The sequence below is a fragment of the Sorangium sp. So ce1014 genome (assembly GCF_051521505.1).
GTDB lineage: Bacteria > Myxococcota_A > Polyangia > Polyangiales > Polyangiaceae > Sorangium.
The window spans coordinates 4994538-5010467 of record NZ_CP150356.1; the positions used below are offsets into that span (position 1 = coordinate 4994538).

Annotated in this window: 7 protein-coding genes; 5 read left to right on the forward strand and 2 right to left on the reverse strand. The window is 74.5% G+C overall.

Annotated features, from left to right (window positions below; translation table 11 throughout):
* Window positions 1-46: 46 nt before the first annotated feature.
* Window positions 47-1522, forward strand: coding sequence for a hypothetical protein (locus WME75_RS18975; RefSeq protein ID WP_437494866.1), 1476 nt, complete (start codon window positions 47-49; stop codon window positions 1520-1522).
* Between the two features lie 15 nt (window positions 1523-1537).
* On the opposite strand, the gene WME75_RS18980 is transcribed toward WME75_RS18975, so the two are convergent.
* Window positions 1538-2416 carry a hypothetical protein gene (locus WME75_RS18980; protein ID WP_437492791.1) on the reverse strand — a complete coding sequence of 293 codons (879 nt, stop codon included), beginning with the start codon at window positions 2414-2416 and terminating at the stop codon, window positions 1538-1540.
* A 324-nt stretch (window positions 2417-2740) separates the two neighbouring features.
* Between WME75_RS18980 and WME75_RS18985 the strand changes: the two genes are divergently transcribed.
* The 3 genes from WME75_RS18985 (at window position 2741) to WME75_RS18995 (ending at window position 7540) form a co-directional block, all read left to right on the forward strand.
* Window positions 2741-4195: a TolC family protein gene (locus WME75_RS18985; RefSeq protein ID WP_437492793.1), complete on the forward strand. Its 1455-nt coding sequence runs from the start codon at window positions 2741-2743 to the stop codon at window positions 4193-4195.
* 134 nt (window positions 4196-4329) lie between these two features.
* Window positions 4330-5919, forward strand: a complete 1590-nt coding sequence (locus WME75_RS18990; RefSeq protein WP_437492795.1) for a 3,4-dehydroadipyl-CoA semialdehyde dehydrogenase — start codon at window positions 4330-4332, stop codon at window positions 5917-5919.
* A 64-nt stretch (window positions 5920-5983) separates the two neighbouring features.
* Window positions 5984-7540: a protein kinase domain-containing protein gene (locus WME75_RS18995; RefSeq protein ID WP_437492797.1), complete on the forward strand. Its 1557-nt coding sequence runs from the start codon at window positions 5984-5986 to the stop codon at window positions 7538-7540.
* 28 nt (window positions 7541-7568) lie between these two features.
* Here WME75_RS18995 and WME75_RS19000 read toward each other — a convergent pair whose 3' ends face one another.
* Window positions 7569-10316 carry a dynamin family protein gene (locus WME75_RS19000; RefSeq protein ID WP_437492799.1) on the reverse strand — a complete coding sequence of 916 codons (2748 nt, stop codon included), beginning with the start codon at window positions 10314-10316 and terminating at the stop codon, window positions 7569-7571.
* A gap of 164 nt (window positions 10317-10480) precedes the next feature.
* On the opposite strand from WME75_RS19000, the gene WME75_RS19005 reads away from it, so the two are divergent.
* On the forward strand, window positions 10481-15649 hold the full coding sequence (locus tag WME75_RS19005) for a pentapeptide repeat-containing protein (RefSeq protein WP_437492801.1): 5169 nt from the start codon (window positions 10481-10483) through the stop codon (window positions 15647-15649).
* Window positions 15650-15930: the final 281 nt, after the last annotated feature.

A 15930-nucleotide genomic window follows, 5' to 3' on the forward strand; every position in this document is an offset into this window, starting at 1 on the left:
GGCGCGACGAGATGCTGTTGGACCGGAGCAGCGCGAGGTGACCGAGATGACCGCGGCGCGCCGTGCCGCCCGCCGCCCCGCTGCGGCGCTCGCTGCGGTGGCCCTCGTCCTCGGCCCGCCGCAGGCCGCGCCGGCCCAGCCGCTTCGGGACAACGCCTACACCATCGACCTCTTCCAGGGGCCGATCCTGGCGCCGCTGCGTGTGACCGGGATCGCCGGCGCTTACGCCGGTTACGCCGAGGGGATCGCCGGTATGGTGGCCAACGCCGCCGCGCCCGCGGTCCGCGAGCCCTTCAGCGTGAAATGGCTCGAGGCCGACGTCGCCGCGTCGATCTCGATACCCATCGAGCTCTTCGAGAACAACGACTTCGATAACAGCGGCGACATCGACCTCGACTACTCGAACTTCGTGTACCTGACCCTCGGCGGCCAGGTCCAGGCGGGCGACTTCGGCGTCGGGGTCAACGCCGAGCTGCAGCGGTACTCGTTGAGCGACGCCGACGGGATCGAGACCACGGTCGTGACCGGCAAGTACCATTTCCTCGGCGGAGTCCGCCTGCTCGGCGACGCGCTCGTGCTGGGCGCCGGCGCCCGCGCGGTGACGCTCAGCCTCGGCGCGGAGCAGAGCGACCTGACGATCGCGGGCATCTCTCCGGAGCTCGGGATGCTCCTCCGCCCCGACTGGGCGTCCTACCGGCTCGGCGCCACGTTTCGCTTTCCGGTGAACGCGGGCCGGCTGCTCGGCGAGGACGTGGTCGTGGACGGGCAGGTCTGGCGCGCCGGCGGGCTGATCCTGCCGGACGAGGTCGTCCTCCCGTGGGAGCTCGAGATCGGGCTCGCCGTGCAGGTCGGACCGCGCCCGCTCAACCCGGCGTGGATCGACCCGCGCGATCAGGAGCGGGAGCTCCGCGACGCGATCGCGCGCAGGCGGGCCGCGCGGGAGGCGCAGCGGGAGCGCGAGCTCGCCGCGATCGCCGAGCCGGAGGAGCGCGCCCGGCGGGAGCGGATCTTCGCGCTGGAGCGCGCGCGCGAGCGCGAAGCCGACGAGCGCGAGCTCGCCGCGGGGCCAGACGTCCTCGAGAGGGAGCGGCGCGCCCGCTACTGGAACTGGCCGCGCGAGCACCTGCTCATCACCGCGGAGCTCCTCGTCACGGGCGCGGTGTCGAACGGGGTGAGCCTCGAGCATTTTCTGGCGCAGCACCAGCCGGAGCGGGAGAACGACGCCTCGGTGGTGGGCACCTCGGGCGCGCACGTGAGCTTCTCGCCGCGGTTCGGGATCGAGACGGAGCCGATCCCGGGCCGCGTGCACACGCGGTTCGGGAGCTACTACGAGCCGAACCGCTACGGCCGCCTGGGGAGCGGGCGCCTGGGACGGCAGCACTTCACCTTCGGCGCCGACCTCCGCGTGCTGTCGACGACCCTCTGGGGGCTGCTCCCCGAGGTCGCCTACACGCTGCAGGCGTCGATGGACTTCGCGCCCCGCTACGACAGCGTGAGCGCAGGCATCGGCGTCTGGCACTGAGCGCCGCGCGGCGGCTCACGCCGAGAGCGCGCGCTGGCGGTGCTCCGCGAGGAGCACGCGGAGGTGGCTCATCCGGGCGGGGTCGCGCTTGCCGAACTCGTCGAGCGCCGCGGCGACCGCGACCGGCGCGCCGCCGCGGGGCTCCTTCCGGAGCGCCCGCGCCGCCAGCGCGAGCGCGCGCGGGCGCAGCACCTCGTCGATGCAGAGCCGCACGGGCGGAGGCCGCCACGCGGCGTCGCGGTAAGCCCCCGGCCGCGCGGGCTCCACGACCGACGCGAGGCCGTCCGCCTTGGCCTGCATGGCCGAGAGGATCTCGCGCTCGATCGCGCCGCCCTCCTCGCGATCGCTGGAGCGCTCGATGGTGAAGATCGCGTGGGGCGCGCCGCGCCGCGCGCCGCCGAGCCAGTCCTTGCGCCACCGCACCGCCGTGGCCCTGCTGATGGTCGCCTCGCCGCGCGCGACGAGGCCCGTGAAGGCGCTGAGCATCAGCACCTCGAACGGCGAGAACGCGTCGCGGCCCTGCGCGCCGGCGAGGCGCGAGAGGTTCGCGGCGACGACCGGGAGCCCCGCGTCGATGGCGTCCGAGGAGCAGAAGAGCGTCGAGCCCGCGCTCGTGGGGCGGAACTCCGTCAGGTTCACGCCCTCGCCGGCGCCGTACCATCCGAAGAGCGTGCTCACGGTGCCCCAGCGGGCGCCGTCGGCGGAGCAGTACGACCACGTGGTGCCCCAGAGCTCGAACAGCGAGCGCACGATCCACCGCGAGAGCTTCGTGCCGACCGCCAGGATCGCGACGAACAGCGTCGCGGAGGCGACGGAGCTGTCCGCGGACTCGGCGAGACCGGTCAGGAGCAGCAGGTAGAGCGCCGTGTACGCAAGCAGCAGGCCGCTCGTCATCGCGCTCAGGAACAGCTCGATCCTCGGCGAGGCGCCGCGCTGTTCGGACCGTCGCCACACGGCGCGCTGCGGAGGCTCGCCGCAGCGGGCGCAGGGAGCCGCGGCGCCGCCTCGCCGCCTCTCTCCGCAGCCGAGACAGATGTCATTCGGGGGCAACCGGCTTGGCATCGGTGATCCAGAATAGTGGCGCATCCGTGTTCCGTCGCCATCACTTGGCCTGCCCCCGGGCCCTCACCTACGGTTTCGCACACGCGCGCAGGCCCGGACCGGGCCCCGTCCGCTTCGGGCTTGTCGTCGCGCGATGGACAGCGCATCGAGTCGCGCATGCCCCGTCGCCGGCTCCGCATGGTCGCTGTCCGCACCCTCGCCTTCCTCGCCCTTCATCAATCCGTCGCCCTCGCGCAGCCGGCGCCTCCCCCGGGGCGACCGGGCCAGCAGACCCCGGCGGCGGCGGCCCCCGCGGCGACGCCGGCGCTGCGGCGCATCGAGGTGAACGACCCGGCGCTCGCGCCCGTCCCGCCGCCGGCGCGCACCCTCGCGAGCTGGAACGAGGCGCGCGCGATCATCGACCAGCGCTCGGTCGATCTCGTCATCGCCGTGCAGGAGGTCGCCCGCGCCGAGGGCATCGCGCGGCGGGCGCTCGCCGCGGCGCTGCCGAGCCTCGACGCGACGGGCAACCTGAACCACCGCCTCGCGGGCGACGAGACGATCGTGGGTGCACCGGCGGGCCCGACGCCCACGGGCCCCTCGCTCTCCTATGACTTTCCGACCAGCGCCTCGGCGTCGCTGAGGCTCAGCCAGCCGATCCTCGCCCCGCGCGCGTGGTACGGCATCGGCACCGCCAACCTGTCGGTCGAGGTCGCCAAGCTGAGCCTGGAGGATCGCCGCCGCGTCATGGTCGGCGCGGTCGCGGACGCCGTCGTCTCGATCGTCACGGCCGAGCGGGTCAGCGAGGTCAACCGCGTCGGGCTGCGCAGCGCGCTCGAGCTGCTCGAGCTCACGCGACGCCGGGAGCGCCTCGGCACCGGCACCAAGCTCGACGTGGTCCGCGCCGAGCAGGACGTCGCGCTCGCCCGCGCGACGCTCGTCACCGGCGACGAGTCGCTGCGCAGGTCGCGCGAGGCGCTCGGGGTCGTGCTGGGCGAGCGCGGCGAGGTCGGCGTCCCGCAGACCTTCTCGCTCAACGGGATCGCGGCGGAGATGCAGGCGCAGTGCGCCCAGGGGCGCTCGGATCAGCGCGCCGACGTCCGCGCGGCCCGGGCCGAGCTGGAGATCGCCGAGCGCAACCTCACCGACGCGAAGCTCGCGTTCGCCCCGTACGCCGAGCTGTCGAGCACGCTGCAGGCCCAGACCCAGTTCGGGAACGATCTGGGCATCAGCCGGCGGTCGTGGGACTGGTCCATCAGCGCCGTGCTCACCATCCCCATCTGGGACGGCGGCGCGCGCTACGGCGATCTCCGGGTGAACCGGGCGCTCGTCGAGCAGCAGCGGGCGCGCATCGGCCTGGCGGAGCGCGCGGCCGAGCTCGATTCGGCGCAGGCGGTCCGGAGCGTCGTCGTCGCCGAGCAGGCGCGCGCGGTCGCCGAGCAGTCGCGCGACCTCGCGCGCGAGACCGCGCGCCTCACGCAGGTCGCGTTCGAGGCCGGCACCGTCACGAGCTTCGATCTCGTCGAGTCCGGCCGCAGGCAGCGCCAGGCCGAGATCGACCTGGCGGTGCGGGAGTTCGAGGTGGTGAAGGCCAAGATCTCGGCGCTGCTCGCGTCCGCCTCGTGCAAGTAACCTCGCGCATGGAACGAAGCGACGCGAGGGGACGCGCGACGCGGCCGCGCGCGTGCTCCGCGCGACCGGCGAGGCGGCGATCCGTCCCGCGTGGGGGTTGTGCCGAGCGACCGCGCGAGTAGGCTACGCGCCCCATGGAGCGGCTCGAGAGCTACGTCGAAGGGCAGTGGATCGCCGGTCAGGGAGCGCCGCACGCGCTCGTCAACCCCGCGACCGAGGAGCCGCTCGCCGAGACGAGCACGGACGGGCTCGACCTCGCGGCCGCGGTGGCGTTCGCGCGCGCGCAGGGCGGGCCTTCCCTCCGCGCGCTCACGTTCGCCGAGCGCGGCGAGCTGCTCCGCGCCATGTCGCGCGCCGCGCACGCGCACCGCGACGCGCTCATCGACGTCGCCATCCAGAACGGCGGCAACACCCGCGGCGACGCCAAGTTCGACGTCGACGGCGCGATCGGGACGCTCGCCTACTACGCCGACCTCGGCGCCCAGCTCGGCGACGCGCGGCTGCTCGCGGACGGCGAGGGCGTGCAGCTCGGGCGCTCGCCGCGGTTCTTCGGCCAGCACATCCTCGTCCCGCGCCCCGGCGTCGCGGTGCACATCAACGCCTTCAACTTCCCCGCGTGGGGGCTCGCGGAGAAGGCCGCCTGCGCGCTCCTCGCGGGCATGCCCGTCCTCACGAAGCCCGCGACGAGCACGGCGCTCGTCGCCTTCCGGCTGATGAAGATCTTCACCGAGGGCGCCCCGCTCCCGCGCGGCGCGCTCTCCTTCGTCGCCGGCCCGCCGGGCGACCTCCTCGCGCACCTCGGCGGCGAGGACGTCCTCGCGTTCACCGGATCGAGCGCCACCGGCGCGGCGCTCCGGCTCCTGCCGGGCCTCGCGCGGGAGAGCGTCCGCGTGAACGTGGAGGCCGACAGCCTGAACGGCGCGGTCCTCGGCCCCGACGCCGCCCCCGGCTCCGAGACGTACGCGATGTTCCTCCGCGACGTCGCGCGCGACATCACCCAGAAGGCCGGCCAGAAGTGCACGGCGATCCGGCGCATCTTCGCGCCCGCGGCCGTCGTCGACGCGGTGCGCGACGACCTCGTCGACCGCCTCCGCGACGCGCGGGTCGGCGATCCCGCGCAGGACGGCGTCACCGTGGGTCCGCTCACCACGGCCGAGCAGCTCCGCGGTGTGCGTGCGGGCATCGAGCGCCTCGCGGCGGGGGCGTCGGTGGCGCTCGGTGGGACCGGGCCGTTCGAGAAGCTCGGCGTTCCCGACGGCAAGGGGTACTTCGTGCCGCCGACGCTGCTCGTCGCGAGCGGCCCCGACGGCGCGCCCGCGGCGCACGAGCACGAGGTCTTCGGCCCGGTCGCGACGCTCTTTCCTTACGACGGCGGCGCGGCGCACGCCGTCGCCCTGCTGCGCCGGGGCCGCGGGAGCCTCGTCTGCGCCGTCTACAGCGACGACCGCGCCTTCGCGGCGGAGGTGCTGCTCGGCGTCGCGCCGTACCACGGCCGCGTCCTGCTCGGCAGCGAGAAGGTCGCCGATCAGGCGCCCGGCCCCGGCACCGTGCTCCCCCAGACGATCCACGGCGGCCCGGGCCGCGCGGGCGGCGGCGAGGAGCTCGGCGGTCTGCGCGGGCTCCACCTCTACTCGCAGCGCACGGCGGTGCAGGGATCGCGGCCGATCCTCGAGGCGATCCTCGGGACGAAGGGTGACCCCCGGCCCGCGCCGGCGAGGCCGTAGATCGCGAACGCCGGGGGTAACCCTTCTAGAAGGACGCAGAGGACTCTATGGTGCAGTCTCGCTCATGAGCGCGGGCCCGGAACTCATCGGCCGAACCATCGCGGGGCGCTTCCGCGTCACGGGCTTCATCGGCGAGGGTGCGATGGCGGCGGTCTACCGCGGCGTCCAGGACGGCGAGCCGCGCGACGTCGCCATCAAGATCATGCACCCGCAGCTCCTCGGCGACGAGACCTTCATGACCCGCTTCTACCGGGAGGCGAAGGCAGCGTCGCGCCTTCGCCACCCGAACACGGTGCAGATCCTCGACTCGGGGGTGGAAGGCCACCTGCCCTACATCGTGATGGAGCTCGTCTCGGGGCAGGATCTGTTCGAGGTCCTGCTCGCCGAGCGCCGCCTCTCCGAGGCCCGCGCCGTGCGGATCCTGATCGGCATCGCCGACGCCCTGGCCGCCGCGCACGCGCGGGCCATCGTGCACCGCGACCTCAAGCCCGAGAACGTGATGATCCTGCGGGATCCGGCGGATCCGTCGGTCGAGCGCGTGAAGGTGCTCGACTTCGGGATCGCGAAGATGGTCGAGGGCGGCACCCGGGCCGGCGACGACGGGCCGAACAGCGCGCCGATCAGCGTCTGGGGCTCGGTCACCACGGTCGGCATGGTCGTCGGCACGCCGGCGTACATGTCCCCGGAGCAGTGCCGCGGCGACGCCGTCGACGGGCGCAGCGACGTGTACGCGTGCGGGATCCTCCTGTTCCTGCTCGTCACCGGCCGGCTCCCCTTCCCGCCCACGTCCCTCGTCTGGGAGGTGGCCATGGATCACCTCCGGAAGCAGCCGCCCGCGCCGAGCCTGTTCCTGCCGCAGATCCACCCCGCGCTGGAGGCGATCATCCTCACCGCGCTCGCGAAGTGGCCGAGCCAGCGCCAGCAGGGCGCGCGCGAGCTGAGCGAGGAGCTCGAGCGGCTCCTGCCCCACCTGTCGGACGCGCTGCTCCCCGCCGCCCAGGCGAGCGCGCTCGCGGACGCGCCGACCGTCGAGTCGGCGATGCCGGTGTCGATCCGGAGCACGATGACGGCCGCGCAGCCGCTGCGCGAGGTCGATCTGCCGCCGCCGGCGCAGCGGGGCGAGGTGCTGGCGAAGGCCATGTTCCGCGAGGCCGCGCTCACGGAGGGGCCGGCGTCGAGCGCGATCTCGTCGCGCGCCGCGACGCTGCCGGGCGGCGTCCTCCGGCACGACCCGCTCGCCGGGCCGACGTCCGAGGACCTCTCGCGCACGCTCCCGCAGGCGCGGCGGATCGGCACCCCGTCGAGCGATCCGCCGGCGAGCGACGTCGTGATCCACGATCGCAAGGATTTCGCTCCGCTCTTCTCCCCGTCGGGCGCCCGCACTCCGTCCCCCCGGCCGGAGGCGCCGCGCGGCCCCGGGGCGCCCGTCGCCGCCGCGCCGCCGCGGCACCCCGGGCGGCCCGCGGCCGAGCACGTCATCGAGGTCACGCCGCTCGTCGCCCGGCGGGATCGCCGTCCGCCCCCGCGGCCGACGGACCTGTGGATGGTCCGGCTCGCGGTGCCGCTGGCGCTCGTGATCGGGCTGGCGCTCGGGGTGCTCGCGTTCTTCCTGAGCCGCTGACGCGGCGCCCCCTCGGGCCCGGCCGCGCTCAGGCGTGCGAGGCGTGCGAGGCGTGCGAGGCGTGCGAGGCGTGCGAGGCGTCGATCGACGCCCCGTGCGCCTCGAAGGCGGCGCGGAGCGCCTGCGCGCGCAGCTCGACCGCCGCCGAGGCCGGCGGCGGCACGGGCGCCTCCGCCTCGGCCGACAGCGCCATCGCGAAGGCGTCGATCGCGGCCTCGACCACGCCCTCGATCGAGCGCGCCGCGAGCTCATCGGGGGCGTCGTGCACCGCCACCATGCCCATCACGACCGCGCGCACGTGGGCCGCCGCCCGCGGCGACGGCGCGGCGCCCGCTTCTTCCACGCCGCCCTCGCTGTCGTCGCTGACGCCCCGCGCGCGGCGCGCCCCCGGCTCCACGCCCGCGTGGGCCGCCCGCGCGATCTCGGCCGACAGCGGCCAGCTCAGCCGCGTCACGAGCCGCTCCTGCACGTAAGCGCGGACGCTGGCGTCCGTGCGCTTGCGCTCCTCGGGCAGCGCCGCGATCGGGCGCAGGTCGGCCGCGAGCTCCCGGCGCGCGGGCTCGAGCGCCTTGTCGATCGCCGCGGCGATCGTCCGCCGCTCGCGGCGCAGGTAGGCCGCGCTCGCGCGGAGCCGGTCGGCCTCGGCGCGCGCTCTTCGCCCGGCCTCGCGGTCCTCCGCGGCGCGCGCCGAGGCCGCCTGCGCGAGCTCGGCCGCGATCCGGCCCGCCTTGCGCCGGAGCGCGCGCTCGCGGAGCGCGTCGCTCGCGTCGACGATCTGCTCGGCGAAGAGCGCCTCGACCTCGGCCCAGCCCGAGGCCGCGAGCGCCGCCTCGTCGCCGAGCCGCCCCTTCAGCGAGAGCCGCGCCGAGAAGGCGATCGGCGGCGTGAGCGAGGTGATGGCGCTCGCCGCCAGGCTGTCGCGCACGTGCGCGAGCACCGTCTCCAGGGCGTCGGGCTTGAGCCGGTCGGCCTTGTTCGCGAGGATCTGCACGGGCACGCCGAGCGCGCTGATCTCGGAGAGCACCCGCCGCTCCGACTCCTTCATCGCCTGGGGCGCGTCGAGCAGCCAGATGACGACGTGGGCCTCGTCGAACGCCCGCCGCGCCTCCGCGATGTGGTCCGGCTCCGGCGCGTTGAAGCCGGGCGTGTCGAGGATCTCGACGCGCTTGAGCCGCTCGATCGGCGCGTAGATGAAGACCCGCGCGACCTTCGCGCCGGAGGCGCCGAGCGCGCGCAGCGTGTCCTTCACCGCCGCGTGCGGCACGACGCGGTCCTGGCCGCCGCGCACGACGATGCGCGCGAACGGATCGGGCGCCCAGGCGACCCAGTGGAGCGCCGCGGTCGTCGGCAGGACGCCCGTCGGCGCCACGTCCTCGCCGAGCAGCGCGTTCAGGAACGTGCTCTTGCCGGCGTTGAACTCGCCCAGCACGGCGGCGCGGAGCGGGCGCTCGCGCTCCACCGCGAGGGCCTCGGTCGCCGCGAGCAGGTCGAGCCGATCGAGGCGCTTGGCCGTGCGCGCGAGCTCGCGCAGCACGTCGCCCCACGCGGCGGCGGCGGCGGCGGCGCGGGACCCGGCCGCGCCCTCCGCGGGGAAGATCCACGCGCGCACGATCGCGCGGCGCATGTCGTCGGCCCACGCCGCGCCCTCGCCGGTCACCGCGTCGAGCGCGTCGAGCGCCTCGCTCCCCTGCCCTTCGGACGCCATGGCCGCGGCGTCGCGCAGCCGGACGAGGTCGGGCGGGAGCGGCGGCGCCGTCGCGCCGCGCATGTCCACGCCGGCCGCCCGCGCCGCGAGCGCGTCGAGCGCGCCGAGGTCGCGGGTCTCGACGGCCATGCGGAGCAGCGCCGCCGCGGCCGTGCGATCGCCGGCGGAGAGCCCGCGCGCGAGCGCTCGCCGCGCGTCGTCGCGCCGCCCCTCGGCGAAGGCGAACGCGGCGGCCCAGGTCGGCTCGTCGAGCGCGCCCGCGGCGCGGACGACGCGGCGCACGCGGTCGACGACGAGCACGTCGCGGGAGGCGGCGACGAGCGAGGCGCAGAGCTCCGCCGCGCCGGGGACGTCGAGCACGAGCGCCCGCAGCCCGAGGTCGAGCGCCCGCGTCACCTCGGCGGGCGGCAGCGCGGCCGCGGAGGCGCCCGGCGCGGCGCCCGCCTCGGCCAGCGCGAGCCGGGCCAGCACGAGGGCGGCGCGCCCCTCGATCGCGGTGGGCTCGCCCAGGATCTCCGCGGCGGCGCGCGCCGCGTCGAGGTCACCGTGCGCGAGCGCGCACTCGGCGCGGCGGAGGGCGGCGTCGCGGTCGGGCACGGTGGAGAGCGGCGCCGGGATGCGGTCGAGCCAGCGCTGCGCGCGGGCCGGATCGCCGGCGGCGAGGTCGAGGTCGCAGAGGTCGAGCAGCGCGAGCCGCGCCGCGTCGCGCTCCTCGGGCGCGGCGGTGGCCCGCTCGAGCGCGTTGCGCGCGCCGTCCCAGCCGACGCGCTGCCCTGCGCGCCCGAGGCGGAGCCACACGTCGGCGCGCCAGGGCACGCGCTTCGCGAGGTCGGTGAGCGCGGTGACGACCTCCTGGTCGAGCCACGCGTCCTCCGCGGCGTCGGCCCAGAGCGCGAGCCCGACGGCCGAGTCGGGCAGGACGGAGAGGATGCTGCGGGCGTGCTCGCGGGCCTCGAGCGGCATGCCCTTCGCGAGCGCGGCCTCGGCGGCGCTGCGCTCGTTCTCGAGGCCGAGGGCGAGGATCTCGACCCGCCCGAAGAATCGATTCAGCGCCTCGACGAGCCTCGCCATGGCGGGATGAAAGCCTTGCGGGAGGGCGCTCGTCCAAGAAAATCGGCCAGGTCGCGGCCCGGGCGGGGGGGCGTTCGGGGTGCAGCTCGGGTCGCCCGTCGTGCCGGGAGGGATGAGGCCTCGCCCGCGCGATGGCGCGCGCGCTTGTTTGTTAGAGTGGCCCGGTGCCGCCGAACCTCCCCACAGGGCGCGTCGACGCGCTTGTCGTGACCGCGCTGCAGGACGAGCTCGAGGCGGTGCTCGCGCAGGGCGGCCGGGACGGCTGGCGGGAGGCGCGGGATGCGGCCGGCTTCCCGTACTACGTCCGCGAGCTCCCGAACGACCGCGGCCAGCCGCTCCGCGTCGCCGCGGCGTGGTCGGGGCGGATGGGCGAGAGCGCGGCGGCGGCGAGGGCGCAGGGGCTCATCGAGGAGCTCGATCCGGGGTGCCTCGCGATGTGCGGCATCTGCGCCGGCAAGCGCGGCGAGGTGTCGCTCGGCGACGTCATCGTCGCGGATCGGGTCTACAGCTACGACGAGGGCAAGCGCGTCGCAGCGTCCGCCGGGGGCGGCGCCGGCGAGTTCTTCCACGACATCGAGACGTACAACCTCGAGCGGACGTGGAACATGGACGCCGCGCTCTTCGCGCGCGAGTTCGAGCGGCAGGCGGCGCTCGCGGCCGAGCGCCCGCCGTCGAAGGCGTCGCAGGCGTGGTGGCTCCGGCACGCGCTCTACGCGAGCCAGGTCGAGGGGGGGCCGCCGCCGGTCGCGCGGCCGGAACGCGCGCAGCGATGCCCGGGCTGGGCCGAGCGCATCGGCGAGCTGGAGGCGGAGGGCGTGCTCCGCATCGGCGACGGCGGCCTCGAGCTCACCGAGGCCGGCATGGCGCAGATCCGGCGGGATCGCCTGATCTACCCGGACGGACCGCCGCAGGCCCGGCCGTTCCGCGTGCACATCGGCCCGATCGCCACCGGCAAGGCGGTGCAGGAGGACGCCGGGCTGTTCGAGCGGCTGAAGCCGATCGGGCGGAAGCTGCTCGGCGTCGAGATGGAGGCCGCCGCGATCGGCTACGTCGCGGAGCGCCTCGGGCGGCGGTCGATCATCGCGAAGGCGGTCTCGGATCACGGCGACCGCGACAAGGACGACAGCTTCCGCGCGTTCGCGTGCCGCGCTTCGGCGGAGTTCCTCTTCGCTTTCCTGCGGCGCTACCAGGAGCCCGCGCTCCGCGAGCAGGCCGGGCGAGGCCGGAGGCTGCGCCGCTTCCCGGCGCGCGCGGCGGGCGGCCACGCGGATCCGCACGGCGACGACATCCTCTTGCCGGGCGAGGGGCGCAGCGACGACTTCCTCTCGCGCGTCGAGCGCGTGTGCAGGCTGCGCGAGCCCGAGGGCGTGGACATCGAGTGGTTCGACGCGCCCCTCCCCTTCGGCTGCTACCTGCGCGTCTCGGTCAACGAGGGCGGCATCGTCCGGATCGCGCCGCTCGCGGCGCTCGAGAGCGGCATCTCGACCGAGGCGGTCTCCGCGTTCCTGGAGAGCATCGACGCCTCGTACCGGCGCGAGGATCCCGGCCTCGTGTCCACGCTGGTCTACGGCGGTGAGCCCGCGCCGGAGGAGCTCGTCCGTTACGCGAGCGCGCGGCGCGTGCGCGTCGTGCGGTTCCTGGAGTACCAGGGGCTCATCGACTTCCGCGGCTACCTGGCGTGGCAGAGCGCGCGGCTCGAGCGGGACCCCACCTATCCGCCGGCGCTCTACGTCGATCAGCGCATCGCGCTCACGATGGGCCAGGAGGAGGCGCTGCGCGAGCGCGCGCTCGACGCGTTCGCCGAGCTGCTCGACGCGGAGCACAGCCGGTTCGTGCTGGTGCTCGGCGATTTCGGCACGGGCAAGACGTTCCTCTTGCACGAGCTCGCGCGGCGGATGGGCAAGTCGGGCGGCCCGCTGACGCCGGTGCTCATCGAGATGCGCGCGCTGGAGAAGGCGCGCGATCTGAACGCGCTCATCGCGCAGCACCTCGCGCTCGCGGGGCTCGGCAAGATCGATCTCCCTGCGTTCCGGCACATGCTCGCCGAGGGGCGGATCGCGCTCCTGTTCGACGGCTTCGACGAGCTCGCCTTCCGCGTGACGTACGACCGCGCGGTCGAGCACTTCGACACGCTGATCCAGGCGGCGCAGGGCAAGGCGGCGAAGGTGGTGGTCACGAGCCGGAGCCAGCACTTCATCTCGGAGCAGCAGGTGAGGTCGGCGCTCGCGGAGCGGGCCGCCTTGCTGCCCGGCTACCGTCTCGCGCGGCTCTTGCCGTTCACCGGGGCGCAGATCCGCAGGTTCCTCGTGAACCGGCTCGGCACCGAGGAGGTGGCCGACGAGCGCATGCGGCAGCTCGCGGACGTGAAGGACCTGCTCGGCCTGTCGGCGAACCCGCGGATGCTGGGGTTCATCGCCGAGATCGAGGAGGCGCAGCTCCGGCAGGCGCGGGCGGGCGACGGGGAGATCACGTCGGCGGGGCTGTACCGGCTGCTCCTGGATCGGTGGATCGTCTGGGAGTACGAGCGCGCGCACCCGAAGGGCGCGCAGCCGGGGCTGTCGGTGGCGCAGCGGTGGCGGGCGGTGACGGAGCTCGCGACGCGGCTGTGGCAGCGGACGGAGCAGAGCGTGAGCATCCGCGAGCTGCCGGCGGAGCTCATCGCGGCGCTGCAGGCGCTCGGGCGGCACGAGCTCGATCTGGACGTGACGAGGCACCAGATCGGCTCGGGGACGCTGCTCGTGTGGGACGACCAGGAGAACTTCCGGTTCATCCACCAGTCGGTGCTCGAGTGGCTCGTGGCGCGGGAGGCGGCCGAGGAGGCGCAGCGCGCCGGCGAGGCGGCGGCGCTCGCGCAGCGGGAGGTGAGCGACCTGATGGCCGATTTCTTCGGGGCGCTCGCGGGGCGCGAGGCGGCGGCGGCGTGGGCGCGGAGGGCGCTCGGCGGGGCGTTCGGGGCGGTGGCGGCGGGGAACGCGCTGCGGATCGACGGGCGGATGCGGCTCGGCGTGAGCGAGCGGATGAACCTCGCGGGGGCGGATCTGCGGGGGCAGGACCTCTCGGGGAAGGACCTCAGCGGGTGCGATCTGCGGGGAGCGGACCTGAGGGAGGCGATGCTCGTGGGGGCCAACCTGAGCGGGGCGCAGATGGCGGGGGCGCAGCTCGACGGGGCGGACCTCTCGGGGGCGGCGCTCTGCGGGGCGGACCTGACCGGGGCGACGGCGGTGCGGGGGCGGCTCGTGGGCGCGGACCTGACCGGGGCGAGACTCGCCTCGATGAAGCTGCGCGGGGCGAAGCTCGTGGGGGCGCGGGGCGCGCATCTCGACGGGGGCGACACATTCGGCGCGGCGATGCCGGCGACGGCGCGGTTCGAGCCGACCTGGGTGCAAGGCAGTCGATGCAACACCGTGGCGATCAGCCCCGATGGAACCCTGCTCGCATCCGGTCATGCTGGCTGGATCGTGCTGCGGGAGTTGGCAACCGGCACGGCGCTGCGCGTCCTGACAGGCCATTCCGCTTGGATTACGAGCATCGCTTTCAGCCCTGACGGCGACACCCTCGCCTCCGGCTCGGACGATTGCAGCGTCCGGCTCTGGGACGTATCGACCGGCAACGTGCTCGGCGTGCTCAAGGGGCACTCGCGTGACGTGACCACCGTCGCGTTCAGCCCTGACGGTGAGTGGTTGGCTTCCGGCGCTCACGACGCCACCGTCCGGCTCTGGCAGGTGGGCACCTTCAGGCAGCTCAGCGTGCTCCAGGGTCATCTGGACGGGGTGACGTCGGTGATGTTCAGCCCCGACGGCGAGGTGCTGGCCTCCGGCGCTCACGATGCCACCGTCCGGCTCTGGGAGCTCTCGACAGGCGACATGCTTCGCATGTTGAGCGGCCACCGGGGTGGCGTGCTCAGCGTCGCCTTCAGCCCGGATGGCGAGATGCTGGCCTCCGGTTCCCTGGACTACGACATTGGCCTCTGGCAGGTATCGACGGGCGAGGCGCTGCACATGCTGAAGGGCCACACTCGGCACGTGAGGAGCGTCGCGTTCAGCCCGGATGGCACGACGCTCGCCTCGGGCTCGGGCGACGGATCGGTGCAGCTGTGGCGCCAGCTCCGCGTCGCGTCGCACGTGCTCGAGGGCCATTCGGCCGGCGTGACGAGCGTCGCGTTCAGCCCTGACGGCGCGACGCTCGCCTCGGGCTCGAAAGATAGGACGGTGCGGCTGTGGCAGGTGTCGACCGGCGGCGCGCTGCGCGTGCTCGAAGGACAGTCGAGGGCATCCATGGCGATGGCCTTGAGCCGCGATGGCGCGACGCTCGCGCTCAGCTCCGGCGATTTCGGCATTCGCCTCTGGCGAATGTCGCCATGGAGCGCGCTGCCGCCGTTGATGGAGATAAGCTGCCCCTCGGCGAGGCCCGCCTTCAGCCCTGACGGCGCAACGCTGGCCTTCGCCGCGTACGACCACACGGTCCAGCTCGCGGAGCTCGACGCAAATTGCACGAAGCGCGCGCTGAAAGGGCATTTCAACAGCATCACGGATATTGCGTTCAGTCGTGACGGGCGAATGATCGCGTCAGGGTCGTTCGACAGGACGGTGCGGATCTGGGGCGCCGAGACGGCGGAGCCGCTTCGCGTGCTCGCGGGTCACGACGATGTTGTCAGGTGCGTGGCCTTCAGCCCGGATGGCGCGACGCTCGCCTCGGGATCGGTCGATCGAACCGTTCGACTCTGGCAGGTGGACGGCGAAGAAGCAGCGCGCGTGCTCACGGGCCATGACGATGTCGTCAGGTGCGTGGCCTTCAGCCCGGATAGCGCGACGCTCGCCTCTGGATCCGACGACTCGACCGTGCGGCTCTGGCCGCTCGTCGAGCGCGGTGTTCCGCGCGCGCTGCGCGGCCATACCGGCCGGGTGAACGATGTCGCCTTCACCCCGGATGGGACCGTGCTCGCCTCGGCGTCCGATGACCGGCGCGTCCACCTGTGGGAGGTGGCGACAGGAAACCTCGCGCGCGTGCTGGAAGGGCACTCCGATTCGGTCTCGAGCCTAGCCTTCACCCCTGACGGCGGCACGCTCCTCTCCAGCTCCATGGACAGTACGATCCGCTTCTGGGACGTCCGCACCGGCGCCTGCCTCGCCGTGCTCCTCAAGCTCCCCGAGGGCTGGGTCGGCTTCCGCCCCGACGGTCGCTACAAGCTCGGCGGCAACATCGCGGGTGCCTTCTGGCACGCCGCCAACCTTTGCCGCTTCGAGCCAGGCGAGCTCGACGCGGTAGTGCCCGGCCTCCGCATACCGGACGACGAGCCGCTGCTCCCCGCACCGCCTGCGCTGGGCCGGGACTGAGCGCAGGGTTGTCGAGAGGTCGGCCGCTCCAGCAAATCCCGACGGAGGCACGTACGCCGTCCGGATCCGCAGCCCAGGGACGTCGTCGGCTGCCGTCCACGGCCCGACGGAGCGGGTGCGCGCCGAGCCCTTCGACGAGGTGGAGATCGAGCTCTCCCTCTGGTGGGAGGACCTCGATCTCGAAGGCGATTGAGCGCTCCACGTCCGATCGACCGCTGGATCGCGAGCCGTCCCGTCTCCTGCACACCGCCGGCCAACTCGCGACACGCCCGCCTGCCGCG

Excerpts from the sequence above, each read along its gene's own strand:
- WME75_RS18975 (WP_437494866.1), top strand. The coding sequence starts at position 47 with ATGACCGCGGCGCGCCGTGCCGCCCGCCGCCCCGCTGCGGCGCTCGCT.
- WME75_RS18980 (WP_437492791.1), bottom strand. The coding sequence starts at position 2,416 with ATGACGAGCGGCCTGCTGCTTGCGTACACGGCGCTCTACCTGCTGCTC.
- WME75_RS18985 (WP_437492793.1), top strand. The coding sequence starts at position 2,741 with ATGCCCCGTCGCCGGCTCCGCATGGTCGCTGTCCGCACCCTCGCCTTC.
- WME75_RS18990 (WP_437492795.1), top strand. The coding sequence starts at position 4,330 with ATGGAGCGGCTCGAGAGCTACGTCGAAGGGCAGTGGATCGCCGGTCAG.
- WME75_RS18995 (WP_437492797.1), top strand. The coding sequence starts at position 5,984 with ATGAGCGCGGGCCCGGAACTCATCGGCCGAACCATCGCGGGGCGCTTC.
- WME75_RS19000 (WP_437492799.1), bottom strand. The coding sequence starts at position 10,316 with ATGGCGAGGCTCGTCGAGGCGCTGAATCGATTCTTCGGGCGGGTCGAG.